The organism is Marinobacter sp. SS21, assembly GCF_028369065.1.
Lineage (GTDB): Bacteria > Pseudomonadota > Gammaproteobacteria > Pseudomonadales > Oleiphilaceae > Marinobacter.
Window position 1 is genome coordinate 34,876 of record NZ_JAQNDA010000009.1, and the last position, 23,651, is coordinate 58,526.

General features: G+C 56.9%; 16 protein-coding genes and 4 tRNA genes. 14 read left to right on the plus strand and 6 right to left on the minus strand.

Annotation, left to right across the window (positions count from 1 at the left end; all coding sequences use genetic code 11):
* Positions 1-66 precede the first annotated feature (66 nt).
* The gene (locus tag N6L25_RS12950; protein ID WP_271981023.1) at positions 67-783 is read left to right on the plus strand and encodes a transglutaminase-like domain-containing protein; all 717 of its coding nucleotides are present in this window, start codon (positions 67-69) and stop codon (positions 781-783) included.
* 108 nt (positions 784-891) lie between these two features.
* Complete coding sequence (locus tag N6L25_RS12955; RefSeq protein WP_271981025.1) at positions 892-1,695, plus strand: SDR family NAD(P)-dependent oxidoreductase; 804 nt, start codon at positions 892-894, stop codon at positions 1,693-1,695.
* A gap of 94 nt (positions 1,696-1,789) precedes the next feature.
* Here N6L25_RS12955 and N6L25_RS12960 read toward each other — a convergent pair whose 3' ends face one another.
* Together N6L25_RS12960 and N6L25_RS12965 are read right to left on the minus strand one after the other, a co-directional pair.
* Complete coding sequence (locus tag N6L25_RS12960) at positions 1,790-2,518, minus strand: UDP-2,3-diacylglucosamine diphosphatase (protein WP_271981027.1); 729 nt, start codon at positions 2,516-2,518, stop codon at positions 1,790-1,792.
* Entirely contained in the window at positions 2,515-3,024 is a 510-nt protein-coding gene (locus tag N6L25_RS12965) for a peptidylprolyl isomerase (protein ID WP_271981029.1), read from the minus strand. The genes N6L25_RS12960 and N6L25_RS12965 overlap by 4 nt, the downstream gene beginning before the upstream one ends.
* Before the next feature lie 215 nt (positions 3,025-3,239).
* Between N6L25_RS12965 and N6L25_RS12970 the strand changes: the two genes are divergently transcribed.
* The 3 genes from N6L25_RS12970 to N6L25_RS12980 all read left to right on the plus strand — a co-directional run bounded on the left by N6L25_RS12970 (position 3,240) and on the right by N6L25_RS12980 (position 8,659).
* The gene (locus N6L25_RS12970) at positions 3,240-4,913 is read left to right on the plus strand and encodes a glutamine--tRNA ligase/YqeY domain fusion protein (RefSeq protein ID WP_271981031.1); all 1,674 of its coding nucleotides are present in this window, start codon (positions 3,240-3,242) and stop codon (positions 4,911-4,913) included.
* A gap of 17 nt (positions 4,914-4,930) precedes the next feature.
* Entirely contained in the window at positions 4,931-6,313 is a 1,383-nt protein-coding gene (gene cysS, locus N6L25_RS12975) for a cysteine--tRNA ligase (RefSeq protein WP_271981033.1), read from the plus strand.
* A 165-nt stretch (positions 6,314-6,478) separates the two neighbouring features.
* The gene (locus tag N6L25_RS12980; protein ID WP_271981035.1) at positions 6,479-8,659 is read left to right on the plus strand and encodes a malate synthase G; all 2,181 of its coding nucleotides are present in this window, start codon (positions 6,479-6,481) and stop codon (positions 8,657-8,659) included.
* Positions 8,660-8,750: 91 nt separating this feature from the next.
* Here the strand turns inward: N6L25_RS12980 and folD are convergent, their stop codons facing one another.
* The gene (gene folD / locus N6L25_RS12985) at positions 8,751-9,608 is read right to left on the minus strand and encodes a bifunctional methylenetetrahydrofolate dehydrogenase/methenyltetrahydrofolate cyclohydrolase FolD (RefSeq protein ID WP_271981037.1); all 858 of its coding nucleotides are present in this window, start codon (positions 9,606-9,608) and stop codon (positions 8,751-8,753) included.
* Between the two features lie 275 nt (positions 9,609-9,883).
* Here folD and N6L25_RS12990 point away from each other — a divergent pair.
* From N6L25_RS12990 to N6L25_RS13005, 4 genes are all read left to right on the plus strand, one after another.
* Positions 9,884-9,960, plus strand: a tRNA-Pro gene (locus N6L25_RS12990).
* A gap of 36 nt (positions 9,961-9,996) precedes the next feature.
* Positions 9,997-10,073 (plus strand) — tRNA-Arg (locus N6L25_RS12995).
* 76 nt (positions 10,074-10,149) lie between these two features.
* Positions 10,150-10,225 (plus strand) — tRNA-His (locus N6L25_RS13000).
* Positions 10,226-10,316: 91 nt separating this feature from the next.
* Positions 10,317-10,401, plus strand: a tRNA-Leu gene (locus N6L25_RS13005).
* Between the two features lie 54 nt (positions 10,402-10,455).
* Here N6L25_RS13005 and N6L25_RS13010 read toward each other — a convergent pair.
* From N6L25_RS13010 to N6L25_RS13020, 3 genes are all read right to left on the minus strand, one after another.
* Positions 10,456-12,465 carry a TonB-dependent receptor plug domain-containing protein gene (locus N6L25_RS13010; RefSeq protein WP_271981039.1) on the minus strand — a complete coding sequence of 670 codons (2,010 nt, stop codon included), beginning with the start codon at positions 12,463-12,465 and terminating at the stop codon, positions 10,456-10,458.
* Positions 12,466-12,728: 263 nt separating this feature from the next.
* On the minus strand, positions 12,729-14,549 hold the full coding sequence (locus N6L25_RS13015) for a TonB-dependent receptor plug domain-containing protein (protein ID WP_271981041.1): 1,821 nt from the start codon (positions 14,547-14,549) through the stop codon (positions 12,729-12,731).
* Positions 14,550-14,873: 324 nt separating this feature from the next.
* Positions 14,874-16,748 (minus strand): TonB-dependent receptor plug domain-containing protein, encoded by a 1,875-nt coding sequence (locus N6L25_RS13020; RefSeq protein ID WP_271981043.1) that lies wholly within the window; start codon positions 16,746-16,748, stop codon positions 14,874-14,876.
* Between the two features lie 522 nt (positions 16,749-17,270).
* Here N6L25_RS13020 and N6L25_RS13025 point away from each other — a divergent pair.
* From N6L25_RS13025 to clpX, 5 genes are all read left to right on the plus strand, one after another.
* Positions 17,271-17,786 (plus strand): YfiR family protein, encoded by a 516-nt coding sequence (locus N6L25_RS13025; protein ID WP_271981045.1) that lies wholly within the window; start codon positions 17,271-17,273, stop codon positions 17,784-17,786.
* Positions 17,786-19,879: a putative bifunctional diguanylate cyclase/phosphodiesterase gene (locus N6L25_RS13030; protein ID WP_271981047.1), complete on the plus strand. Its 2,094-nt coding sequence runs from the start codon at positions 17,786-17,788 to the stop codon at positions 19,877-19,879. The genes N6L25_RS13025 and N6L25_RS13030 overlap by 1 nt, the downstream gene beginning before the upstream one ends.
* 164 nt (positions 19,880-20,043) lie before the next feature.
* Complete coding sequence (gene tig, locus N6L25_RS13035; RefSeq protein WP_271981050.1) at positions 20,044-21,348, plus strand: trigger factor; 1,305 nt, start codon at positions 20,044-20,046, stop codon at positions 21,346-21,348.
* Between the two features lie 191 nt (positions 21,349-21,539).
* Entirely contained in the window at positions 21,540-22,175 is a 636-nt protein-coding gene (gene clpP / locus N6L25_RS13040; protein WP_271981052.1) for an ATP-dependent Clp endopeptidase proteolytic subunit ClpP, read from the plus strand.
* A gap of 86 nt (positions 22,176-22,261) precedes the next feature.
* Positions 22,262-23,545, plus strand: a complete 1,284-nt coding sequence (clpX, locus tag N6L25_RS13045) for an ATP-dependent Clp protease ATP-binding subunit ClpX (protein ID WP_271981054.1) — start codon at positions 22,262-22,264, stop codon at positions 23,543-23,545.
* Positions 23,546-23,651 lie beyond the last annotated feature (106 nt).

Below are 23,651 nucleotides of genomic sequence, written 5' to 3' on the forward strand. Positions count from 1 at the left end.
TACTTTATTCAAGTCTTGCCAACGTGCCGCGCATACTCTGGCATCACCAGAACAGGAGAGCGACACATGACCAGCCTTACGCAAGCATACCTTCAGGCAACCCCGATGCTGGACTTTCACCATGAAAGCCTCCAGCAACTGCTTGATCAGCAGCGCTGGCGGCTGCTGCCCCAGGCCGATGCGGCTGCCTCCATCTATGGTTATGTTCGTGACCAGATCGCCTTCGGCTACAACAAGGATGACACCCTGTCGGCCAGTCAGGTGCTCAAGGATGGCTACGGTCAATGCAATACCAAGGGCACCTTGTTGATGGCATTGCTCAGGGCGGTGGGCATACCCACCCGGTTCCATGGCTTTACTATTTTCAATGATCTGCAAAAAGGCGCCATTCCGGGCTATCTGTTCCCGTTCGCGCCGGAACGCATCATCCACAGTTGGGTGGAGGTGTATCTCGACGGCAAGTGGCTTGAGATTGAGGGTTTCATCATTGACCGCCCTTACCTTGAGCAGGTTCAGGCCAGGTTCGCGGGCCAATGTGAGGGTTTCAGTGGTTATGGCATTGCAACTCCATGCCTGAGCAAACCGGATAACGACTGGACCGGGGACAATACCTACATTCAGCGGGAAGGCATTGCGGACGATTTGGGGATATACGAGCAGCCAGATGATTTCTACCGGCAGCATGGAAGCAACCTGAAAGGCCCTCGCCGCTTCCTGTTCCGCCATGTATTGCGCCATCTGATGAACCTGAATGTTGACCGAATCCGACGTCGGGGGCTGTAGCTTACCGGTAATGCGGCATGGCCCAGGGGGCCGAAACCGAATCGGGGCAGGGACACCGCGGAATGACGGCGCTAGTATGGTGGTTCCGATAACCGGCTAGGGGCATATATGCACGTTGATGTGAGTGGCAAAACCATTGTCATTACCGGGGCGTCAAGCGGAATTGGTGAGACCGCCGCCAGGCAGCTGGCCGCCGCCGGTGCCAAGGTCTGCCTGGTGGCACGGCGCGAAGATGAGCTTGATCGGGTGAGGGAAGACATCGTCCGTGCGGGTGGAATGGCCTGGTCGTATCCTGCTGACCTGACCGACGAGGCGTCCTTGTCTGCGGTCTCAGGCCGCATCCTGGTTGAGCAGTCGCGGATCGATGTGCTGGTCAACAACGCGGCTCACTCTATCCGTCGCCCGATCAGCGAAGCGTTGGATCGGCTTCACGATTACCAGCGCACTATCAATATCAATTATCTGGCTGCCGTTGGGTTGACGTTGAAGTTGCTGCCTCGGATGTTGGAGCAGGGTGAGGGGCAGGTGGTCAACATCTCTACGCTCTCCAGTCAGGTGCCGATCCCGCTGTTCTCCGCTTATCTGGCCAGCAAAGCGGCGCTGGAATCTTTCTCCCGTTCAATGTTGGCGGAACTCTCGGATCAGGGTATTGCGGTGAGTCTGGTGTACTTTCCGATGGTGCGGACCCCCATGTCTAATCGCACCAGTCTCTATAGGCACATGCCCATGATGAACGTTGACAAGGCGGCAGGTTGGATTGTGCGGGCCATCCAAACCCGGGATGCCCGGGTGGGCAGTCCGGTGGGCACCTTGGGCAGTCTGGCGTTAGCCGCCTTGCCCGGTCCGGTGACCCGGCTGACACAGCCGCTATTTCGGCAGATGGACAAGCGGCTGGCAGCAAGGCTGAAGTGAAGGCGAGCTGGGCCGGGTGATCCGACCCAGCTCGCCTCTGGCTAACCACTGGTTAGTGACCGCTGGTTAGTCTCTGCTGGTGAGTGACTGCAGGTTACGACAAGGGTTGCTGCTTGAGAACGGGCGGCTGGCCGGCAGACACTTCAATCCACCACAGGTTTTTGTCCCAATCGCCCAATACCATGCGCTTGGCGGGCTGACCATTGGCCTCAAACTCATGGATGGCCGGGCGGTGGGTGTGGCCGTGAATCAGCTGCTGCACCCGGTGTTCCTCCATCACTTTGATCACCTCGTCCTGGGTCACGTCCATGATGGTTTGTTCCTTGCCCTTGTTCTTGGCCATGCTGATTTCCCGCAGCTGACGGGCGGTAGTCTGGCGGTCTGCCAGGGGCCGCTTCAGGAACATGTCCTGCCACTGCTGGTTGCGCATGGTGGTGCGGAACTTCTGGTACTCCACATCTGCCGTGCACAGGCTGTCGCCGTGCATCAGCAGGGTGGTCGTTCCGTAGAGGTCCACAACCGACGGATCGTCCAGCAGGGTGGCGCCGATCCGTTCGCAGAACGCGTCGCCGATCAGGAAATCCCGGTTTCCGTGCATCAGGAACAGCTTGGTTCCGCTGTCACTGACCGCCCTCAGCGCTGCAGCGATCTCGTTCTGTAGCGGCGTGTGTTCGTCGTCGCCGATCCAGGCCTCGAAGAAATCACCCAGGATGTAAAGTCGATCGACGCCGGTGGCCTTGTCGCTCAGGAACTGCAGGAAGGCCCGGGTGATGTCCGGGCGTGATTCCTCAAGGTGCAGGTCGGAGATGAACAGCGTGGTCACGCCGCGCCTCCATCCTCCAGAATTTCGGCCTTCTCGATCACCACGTCGTCGGACGGAACGTCCTGGTGACCGGCAAGCATGGTGGTGTGAACGGAGCGGATGGCGTTCACGGTGTCCATGCCGTCGACGACCTTGCCGAACACGCAATAGCCCCAGCCTTCAGCGGATTCTGCGGTGTGATCCAGAAAACCGTTGTCCTGTACGTTGATGAAAAACTGGGCAGTGGCGGAATGGGGGTCCATGGTGCGCGCCATCGCGATGGTGCCGGTCATGTTGCTGAGGCCGTTATTGGCTTCGTTCTTGATGGGCTCGCGGGTTTTTCTTGGCTGCATGCCCGGCTCGAAGCCGCCGCCCTGGATCATGAAGTTGCTGATCACGCGATGGAAGATCAGGCCATCGTAGAAACCGTCGCGAACGTACTGTTCGAAGTTCTTGGCGGTTTCCGGTGCCTTGTCGTGGTCCAGTTCAATTTTGATCTCGCCGTGATTGGTAGTCAGCAGAATCATTTGGGTTTCCTGTCGTGGTTAACATTGTGGTTAAAAAGCGGTTAAAAAACGTCGCTGGTCAGTGACCAATTTTTGCTGGAAAGGGGCTATTGTACGTAAGTGTCGGAGGCTGTGCATGGGCAAAGCGTCGAACGGATACCGCCATGGGGTTAATCGACAGCATCGAATGCGTATAATGCCTTCTTTAAATCACTGTTCCACTTAATTGAGATCGTATGAGCGCCGATTCCAAGAAAGCCCACAATTTTATTGAAAGTCTGATCAAAGACGAAATCAGCAGTGGCAAGCACACCGGCAAGGTGGTCACCCGTTTCCCGCCAGAGCCTAACGGTTACCTGCACGTGGGGCACGCCAAGTCGATTTGCCTGAACTTCGGCATTGCGCAGTCCTTCGGCGGTGAGTGCAACCTTCGGTTTGACGATACCAACCCGGAAAAGGAATCCCAGGAATACATCGACGCGATCCGTGCGGACGTACACTGGCTGGGGTTTGAATGGGCCGGTGAGGTTCGCTACGCCTCCGACTATTTCGATGCCATCTATGACTTTGCCGTTGAGCTGATTGAGCAGGGCAAAGCCTACGTCTGTTCGCTGAGTGCCGATCAGATGGCGGAATATCGGGGTACTTTGAAACAGCCGGGCAAGCACAGTCCGGATCGGGACCGTCCGGTGGATGAAAGCCTGGCGCTGTTCCGCGAGATGCGCGAGGGTAAGTTTGCCGACGGCGAGCTGGTGCTGCGGGCCAAGATCGACATGGCGTCCCCCAACATGAACCTGCGCGACCCGATCCTGTATCGCATTCGCCGAGCCGAGCACCATCAAACTGGCAACAAGTGGTGCATCTACCCGATGTATGACTTTACCCATCCAATCTCCGATGCCCTGGAGGGGATTACCCACTCCCTGTGCACCCTGGAGTTCGAGGACCATCGTCCGTTGTACGATTGGGTGCTGGACAACATCACGCCGCCGGCGCGGCCCCACCAGACCGAGTTTGCTCGACTCAACCTGAACTACACCATCACCAGCAAGCGCAAGCTCAAGCGTCTGGTCGATGAGGGCTTTGTTGATGGCTGGAACGATCCGCGGATGCCGACCATTTCCGGCATGCGCCGCCGTGGTTACACCCCGGAATCGATCCGCAATTTCTGTGACATGATTGGCGTCAACCGGGCCGGCGGCACCGTGGACATGGGGATGTTGGAATTCGCCATCCGCGAAGACCTGAACGCGCGGGCGCCACGGGCAATGTGTGTGATGCGGCCGCTCAAGGTGACCCTGACCAATTACCCGGAAGGCCAGACTGAGACCCTGACACTGCCGGTGCATCCGCAAAATGAGGCCATGGGCACCCGGGATGTCCCCTGGACCCGCACCCTGTACATTGACCGGGAAGATTTTGCCGAGGAGCCGCCGCGCAAGTGGAAGCGGTTGGCACCGGATCAGGCGGTGCGCCTGCGCGGCGGCTACGTGATGACCTGCCGTGAAGTTGTGCGGGACGATACCGGGAACATTGTCGAGCTGAAGTGCGAATACGATGCCGATACTTTGGGTGTGAATCCTCAGGGCTACAAGCCCAACGGGGTAATCCACTGGGTGTCGGCAACGGACAGCGTGGAAGCGGATATCAACCTTTACGATCGTCTGTTCAACCACGAATCGCCCGACAGCGACAAGGAAGGGGATTTCATCGATCACCTGAATCCGGATTCGTTGAGCACAATTACTGGCGCCCGGGTCGAGAAAAGCCTGGCCACGGCACGAACCGATCTGCCGTACCAGTTCGAGCGGGAAGGCTATTTCTTCCTGGATCAACCAGCACCGGAATCCGGTCGCCTGATCTTCAATCGTACGGTCACGCTCAGGGATTCCTGGGCCAAAGCCAAATAGTTCCAAAGGCCAGTAACGTGATTCGAATTTACAACACGCTGTCCCAGCAAAAGGAAGAGTTTCAGCCCATCGAGCCTGGCAAGGTTCGGATGTATGTTTGCGGGATGACGGTGTACGACTATTGCCACCTGGGGCATGCCCGGGTGCTGGTGGCCTTTGATGTCATCACCCGTTATCTCCGGCATCGCGGTTTCGACGTGCACTACGTGCGCAACATCACCGACATCGATGACAAGATCCTGCGGCGTGCGGATGAGAATGGTGAGCTGTTCTCCGAGCTGACCGCACGGATGATTCAGGCCATGCACGAGGATGAGGCGCGCTTGGCCGTGCTTTCCCCGACGGAAGAGCCTCGGGCGACGGCCCATATTGACGACATCCTCGCGATGATTCGCACCCTGATCAGCAAGGGGCATGCCTACGCTGCGGATAACGGCGATGTCTATTTTGCCGTCGATTCCTTCGACGGCTATGGCAAGCTCAGCAAGAAGAAGCTGGACGACCTGTTGGCAGGTGCCCGGGTGGATGTTGCCGAGGCCAAGCGCAGCCCCGCCGACTTCGCGTTGTGGAAGGCGGCGAAAGATGGGGAGGTGAGCTGGCCGTCACCCTGGGGCGATGGCCGTCCCGGCTGGCACATCGAGTGCTCGGCCATGTCTACCTGCTGCCTGGGGAACACCTTCGATATCCACGGCGGCGGGCCGGACCTGATGTTCCCCCACCATGAGAACGAAATTGCCCAGTCCGAGGCCGCCACCGGGCAGGAGTTTGCGCGGACCTGGATGCACGCCGGCGCCATCCGGGTGAACAAGGAAAAGATGTCCAAGTCCCTGGGCAACTTTTTTACCATCCGCGAGATCCTGGAAAAGTACCCGGCGGAAGTGGTGCGCTATTTCCTGGTGTCCAGCCATTACCGCAGTCAGGTGGATTACTCCGAGGCTAACCTGGTGGAAGCCGGCCGGACCCTGACCAAGCTCTACCACGCCTTGCGTGGCCTGGTGCCGTCCAAGGGCGTGGCGGACACCGATTACGATCGGCGTTTTGCCGAGGCGATGGACGACGACTTCAATACCGCCGGCGCGGTGGCGGTGCTGCACGCGGTGGCCGCAGAGATCAACCAGCACCGTCGTGACGGCGACGATCAGGCTGCCCGAGACAGTGCCGCGGTGCTGGTGCGTCTGGGTAAGGTGCTGGGCCTGCTGCAACAGGGCCCGGAGGCGTTCTTCCATGCCGACACGGGCGGGGAGCTGACGGCGGACGATATCGAGGCGCTGATTCAGGCCCGGGCTGCGGCGCGGAAGAACCGGGATTTCGCCGAAGCGGATCGGATTCGCGACGATCTTCTGGAAAAAGGCATTGTTCTCGACGACGCTCGCGAGGGTACCACCTGGCGTCGGGCCTGAGCACAGCCGAACCGTGCGGGCATGAATTTGTACGGGATTTAACGTACACTACCGCGCTCAAAATATAGGTAGCCCCACGTCCGGTACTCCGGTCTGGAGGGCGGGGTGGCCGGAACTCGGGTTTCGGCAACCAGGGAATACAGCAAACCACTGAGGCAAACAACGATGACTGAACGCGTGCAAGTCGGCGGCCTGCAGGTCGCAAAGAACCTGTTCGATTTCGTGAACAATGAAGCGATTCCGGGCACCGGCGTCGATGCCGACAAATTCTGGGCGGAATTTGATACCATCGTCAACGAGCTGGCACCCCGCAACAGAGAGCTGCTCGCCAAGCGTGATGCGATCCAGGAGAAAATGGATGCCTGGAACAAGGACCACAAAGGTCAGTCCATCAACATGGACGAGTACAAGGCATTCCTGAAGGAAATCGGCTACCTGGTCGACGAGCCGGCTGACTTCAAGATCGATACCGCCAATGTCGATCCCGAGATCGCCACCATGGCCGGTCCGCAGCTGGTTGTGCCGGTAATGAACGCACGCTTTGCCCTGAATGCTGCCAACGCCCGTTGGGGTAGCCTGTACGATGCCCTGTATGGCACTGATGCCATCTCCGAGGAAAATGGCGCCGACAAGGGGCGTGGATACAATCCGGTGCGTGGTGCCAAGGTCATCGAATGGGCCCGCAATCTGCTGGACGGCTCCGCTCCCCTGGCTTCCGGTAGCCACAAGGGCGCAGCCAAGTATTACATCGACGGGGGTAAGCTGGCCGTTAAACTGCAGAACGGCGAAGTGACCGGCCTGCAAGACGAGTCCGGTTTCCTTGGTTACGTCGGCGCTGCTGCTGAGCCGACTGGCATCCTGCTGGCCAAGAACGGCATGCGCTTTGAGATCCAGATCGACGCCAGCCACCCCATCGGCAAAGACGACGGCGCTCACGTCAAAGACGTGCTGATGGAATCTGCGCTGACCACCATCATGGACTGCGAAGACTCCGTGGCGGCCGTTGACGCTGACGACAAGATCATTGCCTACAAGAACTGGCTGGGCTTGATGAAGGGTGACCTTGAGGAAACCTTCGAGAAGGGTGGCCAGCAACTGACCCGTAAGATGAACGCAGACCGGGTCTACACCGCAGCTGATGGCGGCGAGCTGTCCCTGAAGGGTCGCAGCATGCTGTTCGTGCGCAACGTCGGTCACCTGATGACCAACCCGGCCATCCTGCTGAACGATGGCAGCGAAGTGCCTGAAGGTCTGATGGACGGTCTGATCACCTCCCTGATTGCCATCCACGACCTCAAGGGTCTGGGCCAATTCCAGAACAGCACCAAGGGCTCTGTGTACATCGTCAAGCCCAAGCAGCACGGACCGGAAGAGGTGGCCTTCACCAATGAATTCTTCGGTCGTGTAGAGGATGCACTCGCTCTGCCCCGTTTTACTCTGAAAGTGGGCATCATGGATGAAGAGCGTCGCACCACTGTGAACCTGAAGGCGTGTATCCACGCCGCCAAGGATCGCACGGTCTTCATCAACACCGGCTTCCTGGATCGCACCGGTGACGAGATCCACACGTCCATGGAGCTGGGTCCGTTCATCCGCAAGGGTGAGATGAAGCAGGCGACCTGGATCGGCGCTTACGAGAACTGGAACGTGGACATCGGTCTGGAAACCGGTCTGTCCGGTGTTGCCCAGATCGGTAAGGGCATGTGGGCGATGCCGGATCTGATGGCTGGCATGCTGGAGCAGAAGATTGGCCATCCGAAGTCTGGCGCCAATACTGCCTGGGTTCCGTCCCCGACAGCCGCTGCCCTGCACGCGTCGCACTACCACCAGGTCAATGTGTTTGATGTGCAGAAAGAGCTGGCCAGCCGTCAGCGCGCTGCCCTGGAAGATATCCTGACGGTGCCGGTGATGGCGGATCCTTCCTCCCTGAGTGCCGAGGACATCCAGCAGGAGCTGGACAACAACGCCCAGGGCATCCTTGGTTACGTGGTACGCTGGATTGACCAGGGTGTTGGTTGTTCCAAGGTGCCTGATATCAACAACGTTGGCCTGATGGAAGACCGAGCAACCCTGCGGATCTCTTCTCAGCTGCTGGCCAACTGGCTGCACCACGGCATCTGCACTGAGGCCCAGATCGAAGAAACCATGAAGCGCATGGCGGCGGTGGTTGACCAGCAGAACGCTGGCGATCCGGCCTACCGCAGCATGGCTCCGAACTTCGACGACAGCGTGGCGTTCGAGGCTGCGATGGCTCTGGTGCTGAAGGGCTGTGAGCAGCCGAACGGCTACACCGAGCCGCTTCTGCACGCTTACCGTTTGAAGGCGAAAGCCAAGTTCGGTCAGTAAGCCGAAGCCCAATAAAAAACCCCGCCTGAGTGCGGGGTTTTTTATTGTCTGCCGTAGCCTGGAGCGAAGGTGCTGTGCGGCCGCTGAGGCGTCAGTCCTTGTGCAGCTCGTTTGCGGCGAACAGGGTGTTCTGGAGGAGGGTGGCGATGGTCATCGGGCCTACGCCGCCAGGGACCGGTGTAATGTAGGCGGCGCGTTCTGCGGCGGCTTCAAATTCCACGTCGCCCTTGAGCTTGCCGTCCGCCATGCGATTGATGCCCACATCGATCACCGTGGCACCTGGTTTGATCCATTCGCCTTTCACCAGACCGGGCTTGCCGGCCGCGGCAATGACAATGTCAGCCTCGCCTACAAACTTGGCGAGATCATCGGTGAAGCGGTGGGTGACGGTAGTGGTGGCGCCCTTGAGCAGCAGTTCCATGGCCATTGGCCGGCCAACGATGTTGGACGCACCGACGATGACGGCATGCTGGCCCTTGTAGGGCGTGCCAACGCTGTCGAGCAGGGTGATGATACCGGCCGGAGTGCAGGGGCGCAGTTCGGGTCGGCGCTGGACCAGGCGGCCGATGTTGTGAGGGTGGAAGCCGTCGACGTCTTTGTCCGGGCGAATTTTCACCAGAATCGGGTCTGCATCAAGGTGGGCCGGCAAAGGTAGCTGGACCAGGATGCCGTCGATCGCGGGATTGTCGTTCAGCTCGTCGATCAGCGCTTCCAGGGATGCCTGGGAGGTGTCTTCGGGTAGGTCGTAAGACAGCGAGACAATGCCTGCCTCATCGCAGGCCTTGCGTTTGTTGCCGACGTATACCTGGGAGGCGGGGTCGTTGCCAACCAGTACCACGGCCAGTCCTGGCGCGCGTAGCCCCTGTTGCAGTCGGGCTTCCACACCGGCGGCAACTTCTTGGCGTACCCGGGCGGAGATTTCTTTTCCGTTGATCAGTTTCGCGGTCATTTCGAGGTCTATTTTGATCCAGCGTTAAAAAACGCCGCATTGTCTCATGCTTCGGCCCCGACTCCAATGCAAGGATGGTGAATCGGACGTACGCCAGAAGTTACCCGAGACAGGAGCGCAGAGAGCAGGGTGGTGATAAACTGGTAGCAAGGACGTTCCGGTAACAAAGCTTTGGCGTTGATAATCAGGGAAAATTCAAATCATTGTTGACGGGGCCGAAATCCACGGGTAATATGCGCGCCAACTTTGCTGAGGCACTTGTTGTTCAGATCGATCGGGGTATAGCGCAGTCTGGTAGCGCGCCTGCTTTGGGAGCAGGATGTCGGGAGTTCGAATCTCTCTACCCCGACCACTTTCAAACTGGATATTCAAGTGGGCGAAAGGTTAAGCGCCCGTAGCTCAGTTGGATAGAGCAACGGCCTTCTAAGCCGTGGGTCGCAGGTTCGAATCCTGCCGGGCGTGCCATTACAGCTCCTCGGTCGGGTCGCCAAGCGAGCCATCGCGTCACAGTAAAGTTGTTTCAGCAGTACGTCAGAATGTGGTGGACGTAGCTCAGTTGGTAGAGCTCAGGATTGTGACTCCTGCGGTCGAGGGTTCGAACCCCTTCGTCCACCCCACTTTTCTTTCCGAGTTGATTCTTTGGTTGATTTCCGCAAAGGCAGAATTTTAAGATAACCCTGTACAGGGCTCTTGATCTGCGCCCGCTGTGCGAAAGTGGCGGAACTGGTAGACGCGCTGGATTTAGGTTCCAGTGGGGCAACCCGTGAGAGTTCGAGTCTCTCCTTTCGCACCACCTTTCTCTCCTTCCTTTTTGCTTCTCCTGTGAATGGCTTTTTTTGGTTTCCGGTTAAAACGGTAGCTCTGCCGTTACCAAAAAAGTACGACCATTGACTGTACCCGGCAGGGTATTCAGGGTAAAGCTCGTAGTACCTGGCGTTTCAGGTAGCCAGGACTCTTCATCCAGCAGGTTGGACACATAGGCGCTCAACTTTAAGTGTCGCAGTCGTTCTATTTCCAGGGTGCCATTGACGCTGATGTCATGGAATGCGCTCGAGGAGGGATTCAATTCGACGCGGGATGGCGTCACGACAAGGTTGTCTTGATAGCCGGTTTTATAATTGTCAAAGACCGCCAGCGACCAGTTGTTGGCACGATAGCCGATTCCCACCTTGACCTCGTAATCCGGCTGGAGCGTAGTATCCTCCGTTCCCGATTGGTTTTCATTTGTCTGCCAGGTGGCCGAGCCGGAAATGTACCAGTTGGTCTGGGAGAGGTACTTAAACTCGAGCTCAACGCCCCTGGTTTCCAACCGGTTTTCATTGACGAAGGTAATCACGTCAGGCGGTTGAAGCCGCCGGACAATGAGATCTTCCTGCTCGGTATGAAAGAGGGTTAGTGCGGACTCGAAATTGTTCTGGTGGTAGAAAACCTGCAAGTCCCATGTTTTGACCGTTTCATGATCCAGATCAGGGTTGCCCTGTAATGTTAGCTGAGGAGTTGGAACGGTAATGTTGGTTTCTGCGGCATAGGGTGCTCGAAACGCTTCAGCGTACATTGCCTTGACCCCCAGGCTGTCGGACATGTGGTGTATGACTCCAACCCTTGGAACGGTCTTGTCAGCAATGCCTTCGGATTTATTTAGCTGGAGACCGGCGATAAAGCGCGTGTTATGCCACTGGTATTCCAGCTGGGAATAGGCACCGTACAGGTTCTGCCGCGAGGGGGAGACGAAAGAGTAAGGCTCTTCCTCCCTGGCATAAAATGAATCGAACGTTAGGCCGGTCACCAGTTGGAGGCTCTCGCTGAAGCGGCCCTGTAATTGCAGTTCAACTCGGCTATCGTCGGTCCTGAAGTGTATTGGGCCCAGAACCCCCACGGTCGGTTCGGTCAGTATTGTGTGGGCAGAAACGTGTGAAACATCGGCTTTACCAAGCCAATTGCTGCTAAGGTGGTGTTCATAGCCTACGTGAACAAAGAGTCGTTCGTTGTCTGCATTCGCTTCCGCAAGCTTGGCCTGGGTTCCTCGAATTTCATCCAAATCGGCGCGACCCCAGTGCAGTGTGGCATGGAGCCCCTTATGGTTAGCGCTAACCAGTGCGCCTGGCGATGATTCCTGCAGTTCAGTGCGAAATACACCACTGTCGTCATTGGCCTGAATAGGTTCGCCATCGCTCTGGTAGTGGCGAAGGGCGGTGACGATTTCGCTGTCGCCGGTATCGGATTCGGCGCTCAGCGCCAGATTGCTGGCTTGGGCACCGTTGTTGCCTGCGCCAATGCTGATGCTATTAACCAGTTCATGGGCACGTTTGGTGATGATGTTGATGACGCCTGAATAGGCGTTCGTGCCGTAGAGCACCGAGCCTGGTCCTCTGATCACCTCGATCTGACGTATGGCTTGCAGGGGGAAGGTGGTCAAAACCCCATAAGCCCAAAGGCCCCCCAGGTAACCCTCACGATTGAAGGGGGTGCCATTGAGAAGGATCAGGACATGATTGTTGTCTATCCTCGGGAAGTCGGCCCTTGTGGTGACGCGAGAGCGGTTGCTGGAGGCTGATGAAAAGGGGGTAACGCCGGGCAGGCGGGCAAGAACCTCCCCAAGGTCACGGCCCCCGAATAGCTCAATTTCGTCGGCGCTATAAACGCTGACAATTCCCGGAGAGTCCACAACGCTGGTAGGCAGCTTCGACGCCGTACTGACGCTGAGGTTGAGTAAATCTTCAAACGCCAGCTCGGCAATCTCGGCAACATGGCTGCCTTGGCAATGGCTGGTGATCAGAAGTGATAGTATGCCAAGCCAAAGCGCGAGACGGTTTTGGAGCGCGGTAATGCGGCGTCTTAATGTGGTGGAAATGCACATTGACGAGCCCTGCATGGAGCGGCGTGTTGTATGCTCGCTTCTATTAGGTTAAAGCGCTTGAGTGCTGTGCGTCATTTGCATTGTTTGTTCTTGAGTTTAGATGTTCCTCGGCTGCTTGCCAGATGTTTTTCGTGCAGATCAAGGGCAGGCCAATGGAATAGGGCAACCCGTGGGCGTTCGAGTTAGTCCTTTCGCGCCACCTTCCTTCTCGCTTTTCATCACGCCCTACAGCCCCTATTTCCCCAGATTGCCGCTGTTCTGATCTAGAAGGGGAGCTTGGCGGTTATCAAATAGGTTCTACCTGACTCCACACTAGGCTGAGTGTTCTGATTGGAGGTTGTGAATCCCGGCACGGGCGGTAACCAGAAATCTTCATCCAGCAGGTTATGCACGTAGAGGCCCAATTCCAGCCGATTGAGCTGAACCAGTTCCAATGTGCCATTCAGGCTCAGGTTGTGGCTGGCGTTGGCGGCGGGGTTCAGCGTCCGTCGTGAGGGGGTGACGATGACGTTGTCCTGATAGCGGCTTTGGTAAATGTCGAACAGTCCCAGCGACCAGGTGTTGGCTCGATAGCCAATGCCCGCTTTGATGACGTAGTCCGGTTGCAGGGTGGTGTCCCTGGTGCCGTTGTTATCCTTGTTTTGCTGCCAGGTTGCCGAACCGGACAGGAACCAGTTGGCATGGGGAATATACTTTGTCTCCAGCTCTACGCCCTGGATTTCCAGCTCGGCGTCGTTGAAGGTGCTGATCACGCCAGGCGATTGCAAGCGGCGCACGATCAGGTCTTTCTGCCTGGAATGGAACAAGGTAAGGGCCGATTGCAGTCTGGGGGTGTCATGAAACAGTTGCAAATCCCAGGTTTTTACTGTCTCCCGGCGTAGTTCAGGATTACCTAGAAGACTCACTGCTGGGGTAATCAGCTTAATGTCGGTTTCCAGCGCGTAGGGCGCGCGAAATGCCTCCGCATACATTAGCTTGATCCCGGCTGTGTCGGTGAAATTGTGGATCAGGCCTACCCGTGGCACCGTCTTGTCGGCGATGCCTTCCACCTTGTTGAATTGAAGTCCACCAGTAAACCGGGTCTCGCGCCATTGGTACTCCGCTTGGGCATAGGCACTGTACAGGTTGTTGCGCCAATTGGGCAGGAAGGGGTAAGGCTCTTCAATCCGCGCCAGGAACGAATCCCAGGTCACGCCGGTAACCAGTTGCAGATTGTCAGAGAGCTCACCCTGGAGCTGAAGTTCAATGCGGCTATCATCGGTTTTGTAGTTGATGGGGCCCAGTACGCCCGCCGTGGGTTCGATCAGTTCCAGGCGCTGGCTGACGTGAGACAAGTCCACCTTGGCCCGCCAGTGACTACCTATGTCGCGCTCATAACCCACCGCTGCGAAAATTCGCTCATTATCCAGGCCGCCATCCGCGAGCTGAATATCGCTGCCGCGGATGTTTTCCATTTCCGCGCGGCCCCACTGAATGGCCGCGTGAAAGCCTTGGTGCCTGGCCGTCACCAGGCCACCCGGCGAGCTTTCCTCCAGTCGAGCGCTGAACTGGCCGCTGGAATCGTTCGATCTCAGTCGTTCGCCCTCGGTGCGATAGTGTCGCCAGGCTGTGACAAACTCGGTCTCCGTGTCGGAGGCTTCGGCCGCGTAAGTGAATGTCGACGCGAACGTGGTATTGCTTCCGCCACCGAGACTGACGCTGTTTTCGATTTGGCCGGCCCTCTTGGTCACGATATTGATGACGCCGGAAAAGGCATTGGTGCCATAGAGTACCGACCCGGGCCCTCTCACCACCTCGATCTGACGGATGGCGTCCAGCGGAAGGGTGGTAAGCACGGCGTGGTTCCAGAGTCCGCCGGTGTAGCTTTCCCGGTTGAAGGGGATGCCGTCGAGCAGAATTAAGGTGTGGTTGTTGTTGAGTCGCGGCGCATCGGCTCTGGTCATCACGCGGAACTTGTGGCCACCAGTATCGTGGTAAAAGTTGACGCCGGGAATTCTGGCCAGCACTTCACTGAGATCCCTGCCGCCAAACAGCGCAATCTCTTCAGCGCTGTAGACGCTGATGGCAGCGGGAGAGTTGGTCACTGTGCCCGGTAATTTAGAAGCGGTGGTCACGCTTACGTTAAGCAGCTGTTCTAGAGGTAGTTCGGCGAGCTCAGGTAGGGGTTGGCCCCGCGCCGAGGCGATAAGGGTGAAAAGTAACAGTGCTGCGGACCAAGAGTGGCGGAGGCGAAGTGGGGCACGCTTGGGTGATTGGCGAACGCGGATCAAGAACTTCCCCTCAGCAGGTCATCGGCTTAGCTGAAAGAACCGGTTGCTTACAGGGCGACCAGGTTTCTTGCTTCTGATTTTAGATGTCGATCCCAAGGTTACCAAAGTGGGTGATGTTCTGGGTAGGGCGTTAGAGAATTAGAAGGGTAGCTTGGCGGTGACCAGGAAGGTGCGTCCGCTTTCGACACTGGGCATTGTGTTGAGGTTGGATGTGGTAAACCCGGGGGAAGCGGGTAGCCAGATGTCATCGTCAAGCAGGTTGTGAACGTAGAGGCCAAGCTTCAGCTGGCCCAATTGTCTCAGCACCAGTGTGCCGTTCAGACTGATGTTGTGGTTATTGCCGGCAGTGGGATTCAGTTCAAGCCGCGTGGGGGTGACAATGATGTTGTCCTGATAGTGATCTTGATAGATGTCGAACAGGGCCAGCGACCAAGTGTCGCCCTGGTATCCGATGCCGGCCTTGAGGGTGTAGTCTGGTTGCAGGGTCACGTCGTCAGTATCGTTACCATCTTCATTGCGTTGCCAGGTGGCCGAGCCTGTCAAAAACCAGCCTGGGTGGGGGATGTACTTGGCCTCCAGCTCCACGCCTTGGGTCTCAAGCTCGCCGTCATTGAAGAAACTGATGACCCCCGGAGCTTGCAGGCCGCGAACGATCAGGTCTTCCTGTCGTGTGTGGAATAAGGTCAGTGCGGTCTGGAAATTGCGTTGGTTATAAAAAATCTGCATATCCCAGGTTTTCACCAGTTCCCTTTTCAGGTCGGGATTTCCCAGCAGGCTAATGCCGGGGGTGACGATGGCAACCTCTGTTTCCACGGCGTAGGGCGCGCGGAAGGCTTCGGCATACATCAGCTTGGCGCCGATGGTGTCCGTGAAGTTATGGATGAGTCCTAATCTGGGGACCGTCTTATCGGCAATGCCCTCCACCTTGTTGAACTGCAAACCGCCAATCAGCCGCGTGTTGTTCAGCTGGTACTCTGCCTGGATGTAGGCGGCGTAAAGATGGCTTCGCCAGTTTGGTAGGAAGGGGTAGGGCTCTTCGACCCTGGCCAGGAAAGAGTCAAAGGTAATGCCTGTAACCAGCTGAAATTCAGAGCTGAACCGTCCCTGTAACTGCAGTTCAGCGCGACTGTCATCGGTTTTGTAATTGATGGGTCCAAGAACCCCCGCTATGGGGTCGATCAGCTCGGTGCGCACACTGACGTGGGAGAGGTCGATTTTGCCCTGCCACCGGTCAAACATTTGGTGCTCATAGCCGGCGTGGACAAACACGCGTTCGTTGTCCTCATGGCCGTGGGCCAGTTCCAGTGGGCTGCCACGAATGTTGTCAACCCTGGCCCGCCCCCAATGAACCGTGGCGTGAAGTCCCTTATTGCGGGCGCTGACCAGGCCGCCGGGGGAGCGCTCCTCAAGCCGATCGCGAAAGCCGCCACCAAGATCATTGGGGGTTAACGGCTCGCCTTCGGTGCCGAAATAGCGCAAGGCCGTTGCCACTTCAGTACCGGATTCGCCCATCTCGCTGCCGTAGGTGAATCTTGCCGCCATTGTGTCGTTGTCACCGAGGCCAAGGGTGACTCCATTATCGAGTTCAGCGGCCCGCTTGGTGATGATATTGATGACGCCGCCAAATGCATTGGTGCCATAGAGTACTGAACCCGGCCCCCGGATGACTTCGATCTGTTTAATGATTTCCAGCGGCAGGGAGGTGACGACAGACTGAGTCCAGAGGCCGCCGGTATAGCTTTCACGATTCAATGGAATGCCATCCAGCAGCACCAGGATGTGATTGTTGCTGAATCGTGGAGCATCGCCCCTGGCGGTGATCCGGTACTTGTGGGAAGTCGCGGAGTTAAAGAGATTGATGCCAGGGATTCGGGCCAGGACTTCGCCCAGATCCCGGCCACCAAACAATTCAATTTCCTCGTCGCTGTAGACAGTGATGATGCCCGGCGAACTGGTGACGGTACTGGGCAGCTTGGACGCCGTGCTGACACTGATAGCAAGCAGTTGATCCAAAGGCAGGTCGGCCAATTCGGATAGGGATTGCCCCTTGGATGGGGAGCTTAGAGAGATTATGAACAGGCACTGGCCGAGGAAAAGCAGCCTGCGAAATGCTGCTTTCCTGTGTGCTGTAAACAATGAGGTCAACATCTTCTCTCTCAAAATGGGGCCAAAGGTCATCTGCTTGGCCGGGAGGAAGTCTCGCAATTCATCCTTACTCCATCCTTAATCCATTCTAATTTTAGTGGGTTTGGTCGTTGTTGCCATTATAGGTGGTGAATTTGCTGGGAAAATTACAGGAAGACGCATTTTTTTGTGGTTGATCTGACAGACGTGCAGGGTACTGCCTATACTAAGGGTGCACTGAGTCCAGACAATAAGCGCGCTATGAATCGAGATCCGGCTTTCCGTGGCGGTAAGGCTAGCCATTCAGTTACCCAGCGTGACCGGCGAACAGTGGTCAGGGGAAGGCCGTGTTCACTCCGGTGGTACTTGGGGCTGCTGGTCGTAGGCCTTTTGCTAGGGATGGTGCCGGCCTTGTCAGCGCAAGACCGCGCCGCGGAGGCTCAGGTGCGGGCCTTTATCCTGTTACGTCTGGCGGGGCAGATCTACTGGTCTCCGGATTCGGATCTCAATGAGCGCTCCACCCCCTATCGTCTCTGTATCTATCAGGATCGTGAATTTTACCGGCAAATGCGTGACTTCCTGGGGGGGCGGGAGGTCACCGGAAAGCCTGTCGAGCTGATTCAGGCAGATCGATTTGATGACTTGGGGCGCTGCCACGTCGCCTATCTGGGCGAGGTATCTCAGGGTGACATCGAGCGTATTCTGCGGGCGGGCTTGCAGCAGCGCACGGTCTTTGTTGGCAGCAGCAGGTTCAGTGCGGCTGCGGGACTGCACATACGGCTGTACCTGGGAGAGTCGGACACCTTTGACATCGAGATTAATCAGTCGGCGTTCGCCGCCGGTGGCAATGAGCCGTCGGCTGCCTTTGTCAAGTTAGCCGGCAAGGTCTATGGGGCGGTCGAGGAGCTGAATGGGGGGCATCGCTGATGGCCTATCTCGTCTCCATTCGCTCCAAGTTGGTGCTGTTGATCGCCGGCGTCTCGATGGTGACCATAATGGTCGGTTTTTTTGTGGTGACCCTCAGTTTCGCCAACACCATTGAAGATTCTCTGGAAAACGATTCCGTGTCCCAGGCCCGCCGGCTAGCGGTGGACAGTGTTGCCTATATGTCACTGGGTATGGCTGGACAGGCCCGGGAAGACCTATTGGGCAAAACCGTGTTAAGTGCTCCCCACAGCGTCGCGTTGTTCAATGATGGGGGAGGGATCTTTGCGCGAATTGAACGGGGCGCGGGAGAAATAAGCGAAGCCGGTTTTCTGCAGGAGCCCGCCGTAATCTGGGACGAAGAATGGCTGCATGTGTATCAGCCTGTCCTGGATTCCCTCGACGAGCAGTTGGGCACCTTGTACCTGAAGGTGTCCAAGTCCGAGTTGGCCGAGAAGTTGGAGGCCTTTGTGCTGACCCTGGCGGTGTTGCTGCTCGCCATGGTTGCTTTGGCTTTTATTCTGGCCCAGGCAATGCAACGTTATATCTCGGCACCGATTCTGCGCCTCGCCAATTTTACCCGTCGAGTGACCTCCAGTCATGACTACGATCTTCGTGTTCCTGTGGAGTCCCAGGATGAGATCGGACTGCTTTCGGGCACGTTCAATGACATGCTGGAGACCATTTCGGAACAGCAGCAGATTCGGGATGCAGCGGAGAAGGCCCTAAGGGACAAAGAAGTGCGGCTGGAACGGGCAGTCGCCGAGCTGCAATACCTGGCCAATTACGATTCGCTGACGGGCTTGCCCAACCGGGCCTTGTGCATGGACAGGATTGCCTATGCGATCAAGCATGCCAATCGCACCAATACCTGCACCGGGGTGCTGTACCTGGACCTCGACCATTTCAAAGACATTAACGACTCGTTGGGGCATGCCGTTGGCGACGAGCTGCTGAAAGCCACCGCAAGGCGGCTGTCCGAGATGTTGAGGGAAGAGGACACGCTGGCCCGGCTGGGCGGCGACGAGTTTGTGATCATCATGACCGACATCGACAGCACAGAAAACGTGATCCCGGCGGTCAGCAAGATCCTCGATCACTTTGATCGTCAGTTCCAGGTTTCCGGCTATTCGCTGCAATCAACCGTGAGTGTGGGGGTGTGCGTCTATCCGGATGACGGACAAACGGTCGAGGCCCTGATGAAGGCGGCAGATACCGCTATGTACAAGGCCAAGGAGGTAGGGCGTAACACCTATGCCTTCTATGAGTCGAAAATGAACAAGCTGGCGGTCTGGCGCCAGCAACTGGGCAGTGAGCTGCAGCAAGCCATTGCCAGGGACCAGCTGTTCTTGGTGTTCCAGCCGAAAATTGGGCTTGCCGATGGTCGAGTCCATGGCGCGGAGGCGCTGTTGCGCTGGCGTCATCCCGGGCTGGGCGGGATCTCCCCGGCGGACTTCATACCGGTTGCGGAGCACACCGGCCAGATTCGCCGCATTGGCCGCTGGGTTTTGGAGGAGTCCTGCGCCGCCTTAAAGCGCTGGCGCGACTTGGGCTTTGGCGACCTGACGGTGGCTGTTAACTTGTCCGCTGCCCAGTTCCGTCAGGCGGATCTGGTGGAAACTCTGGCGGATCTGCTCAAAGACTACGATATTCCACCACAGTCTCTGGAGCTGGAGATCACAGAAAGCATGCTGGTGAGGGATGTCGAGCAGGCCATTCGCATGCTGCGCCGTATCAAGCTGCTGGGGTTAAGAGTCTCCATCGACGATTTTGGCACTGGCTATTCCTCGTTGAGCTACCTGCGCAAATTTCCGCTGGATTCCCTCAAGATCGATCGCTCTTTCGTCGATGAAGTTGGTTCCAACAGCGACGACACCGCCATAACCCTGGCCATCATCTCAATGGCCAAGAGTCTCCGCCTCAAGGTCATTGCCGAAGGGGTTGAAACACCGGACCAGTGGGCTTTCCTGTCGGAGCACCAGTGTGATGAGATTCAGGGCTTCCTGGTAAGTCAGGGCCTTAGGGATGACGATTTTGTTGCCTTTATGAGGGATTTTTCCCTCGAGCAAATCATTGCCGAAGCCGGCCAGCGTTAATTCAGGCTACACCCACCCAGATAATTCTCTCCGCCAGTAAAACCGTGGTAGACTACCGCTTTTAATTTTCGCGCTCTTCCGGGTCGTGCCAATCTTCTGGCTCACGCCCTGCCTGGCGTGAAAAGTCACCCACTCACTACTGACCGGTAATTCGAGGAACTTCCATGCAAGTGTCTGTTGAAACGACATCCAACATCGAGCGTCGCATGACAATCGGTGTGCCCGCCCAGGAAATTGACGCGGCGGTTCAGAAACGCCTTCAGGAGACTGCGCGTACCGTTCGCCTGAACGGCTTCCGCCCGGGCAAAGTACCTCTGAGCGTTGTCAAACGTCGTTTCGGGGATAGCGTTCGCCAGGAAATCGTTGGCGAAGTCATGCGCGACAACTACATGAAAGCCCTGGAAGACCAGGATATTGTTCCGGCTGGCTGGCCGAAGTTCGAGCCCAAGACCATGGAAGAGGGCAAGGACCTCGAGTTTGTCGCCATCTTTGAGGTGCTTCCGGAGATTGAGCTGGGTGACCTGAGCAAGATCAACGTTGAGAAGCCGAATACGGAAATCACCGACAAAGATGTCGACACCATGATCGACAACCTGCGTCGACAGCAGGCTACCAATAAGTCCGTTAAGCGTAAGTCCAAGAACAAGGACGTCGTGACCATCGACTTCAAGGGCTCTATCGACGGTGAAGAGTTTGAAGGCGGTGCTGCGGAAGGTCATCGCCTGACCCTGGGTTCCGGACAGATGATCCCGGGCTTCGAAAAAGGCATCGTGGGCGGTAAGGCCGGCGAGGAGCTGGAAATCGACGTCACTTTCCCCGAGGATTACCAGAACGAAGAGCTGGCCGGTAAACCCGCCAAGTTTGAAATCAAGATTCATGACGTTCAGGAGCCCCAGCTGCCGGAACTGGATGAAGAATTCTTCAAAAAGTTTGGCATCGATGCCGCTGATGAAGAGGCATTCCGTGCCGAAGTTCGTAAGAACATGGAGCGGGAGCTGAAGCAGGCGATCACCAACAAGGTCAAAAACGACGTTATTGATGGTCTGCTGGAAACCACCGAACTGGAAGTTCCCCAGTCACTGATCGACCAGGAAATTGATCGTCTGCGCCAGGATGCGGTTCAGCGTTTTGGTGGTCAGGTGGATTTCAAACAGCTGCCGAAAGAACTTTTCGAAGAGCAGGCTGTCCGTCGAGTTAAGACTGGTTTGCTGTTCCAGGAAGTGGTCAAGAAGAATGACCTGAAGGCCGATGAGGCCAAGGTGGAAGAGAAGATCCAGGAGATCGCTTCGACCTACGAGCAGCCGGAAGAGGTTGTTGCTCACTTCACCGGCAGCGCGGAACAGAAGTCGCAGATTGAATCTGTGGTGCTGGAAGAGGCCGTAGTTGACGTGGTACTTGAGCAGGCCAAGGTCAAAGAGAAGAAAATGAAGTATGAAGACGCGGTGAAGGCCGGCCAGCCTCAGCGTTAAGTTGCCCGACCGCGAGGCGGTCTGAGAGCAATGTAAAGAAAACAGCCGGCACGTCCGGCTGTTTTCATCTTGGGCTCAGGGTGGCAAAGTAGGGCTCTGGTAAGATAAAAAAGCAACATGAACAACCAATAACAGTCCCAACCTTAGTGGCCGGATGGTCACTTTACGTCCAGAAGGAGTTCAGGCGCATCATGATGCAAAAACCGATTGATGGTCCCGCGATGGTTACCAATTCTGGCCTGGTGCCAATCGTTATTGAGCAGACGGCTCGTGGCGAGCGTTCCTTTGATATTTACTCCCGACTGCTCAAAGAGCGGGTGATCTTCATGGTGGGTCAGGTGGAAGACCACATGGCGAACCTGATCGTGGCCCAGATGCTGTTTCTGGAGTCGGAGAACCCGGACAAGGATATTCATCTGTACATCAACAGTCCGGGCGGTTCTGTCACGGCTGGCATGTCCATCTATGACACCATGCAGTTCATCAAGCCGGACGTTGCAACCCTGTGTGTGGGGCAGGCCGCCAGTATGGGGGCGTTTCTTCTCGCCGGCGGCACAGAGGGCAAGCGTGCCTGCCTGCCGAACTCGCGAGTCATGATTCACCAGCCGCTGGGGGGCTACCAGGGGCAGGCGACGGATATCGAGATCCATACCAAGGAAATTCTCAAGATCCGTCATACCCTTAACACCATCCTCTCCCGGCACACCGGGCAGGATCTGGAAACCATCGAAAGAGATACGGAACGTGACTATTTTATGGACCCGGTGCAGGCGAAGGAGTATGGCCTGATCGATTCTATACTTGATAAGCGCGCACCGAATAAATAATACTGGGGCTAATCGCTTCAAATGACGCCGGCGTAAGGTGGTAAACCGTTAAGGTGCGCCGGCAAATCCAGAACAGAGGTAAGTCAATGGCAGATGATAGAAACGGCAGAGGCGACGATAACGGCAAGTTGCTGTACTGCTCGTTTTGTGGAAAGAGCCAGCATGAAGTCCGTAAGCTCATTGCAGGGCCCTCGGTGTTCATCTGCGACGAGTGCGTGGATCTGTGCAACGACATTATCCGGGAAGAAATTCAGGAAAGTGCACAGGAAGAAGCCAGTGATCGTCTTCCCACGCCCAATGAGATTCGCCACACCCTGGACGAGTACGTTATCGGGCAGGATAGGGCCAAAATTGTTCTCTCTGTCGCGGTTTACAACCATTACAAACGCCTGCGTTACGGTGAAGGCAAGGCGGATGTGGAACTGGGCAAGAGCAACATCCTGCTGATCGGTCCCACCGGTAGCGGCAAAACGCTGTTGGCCGAAACCCTGGCGCGTATGCTGAACGTCCCGTTCACCATTGCTGATGCTACCACGCTGACGGAAGCCGGCTATGTCGGCGAAGATGTTGAGAACATCATCCAGAAGTTGCTTCAGAAATGCGACTACGACGTTGACAAGGCGCAGCGCGGTATCGTCTACATCGATGAAATCGACAAGATTTCCCGCAAGTCCGATAACCCCTCCATCACCCGGGACGTATCCGGTGAGGGTGTGCAGCAGGCACTGCTGAAGCTGATTGAAGGCACCGTTGCGTCGGTACCTCCGCAAGGTGGTCGCAAGCACCCGCAACAGGAGTTCCTCCAGGTGGATACTGGCAACATCCTGTTCATCTGTGGAGGTGCTTTTGCCGGGCTGGATAAGGTGATTCGGGATCGCTCAGAACGAAGCAGCATTGGATTCTCCGCATCCGTGGTGAGTCAGGATGACAGCAAGAGCACCGGCGACATCATCAAGGATGTGGAAACCGAAGACCTCGTCAGGTACGGCCTGATTCCTGAGTTTGTGGGGCGTTTGCCTGTCGTGGCGACGCTCACCGAGCTGGATGAGGAAGCGTTGGTTCAGATTCTGACCGAGCCCAAGAATGCCCTGACCAAGCAGTATCAGAAGCTGTTTGACATGGAGGGGGTCGAACTGGATTTCCGCGAAGATGCGCTTAAGGCGGTGGCTCGTAAAGCGATGGAGCGGAAGACCGGCGCTCGTGGCTTGCGGTCGATCATGGAGGCGACGTTGCTTGATACCATGTATCAGATTCCGTCGGAAACCGATGTTTCCAAGGTGGTCATCGATGAGAGTGTCATCGACGGCGACTCTGAGCCGTTTAAAATCTACGCAAGTAACGACCATGCCAAAGCCGCGTCGGAAGATTGACGGGGCAAATCACTGAAAAGGGCGGCAACGCCCTTTTTTTTCGTCTGCAGTTTGGGGCTTCAGTGATCCCGTGACCTTGCCCGCGACTATGCGTCTGCCATTCAGC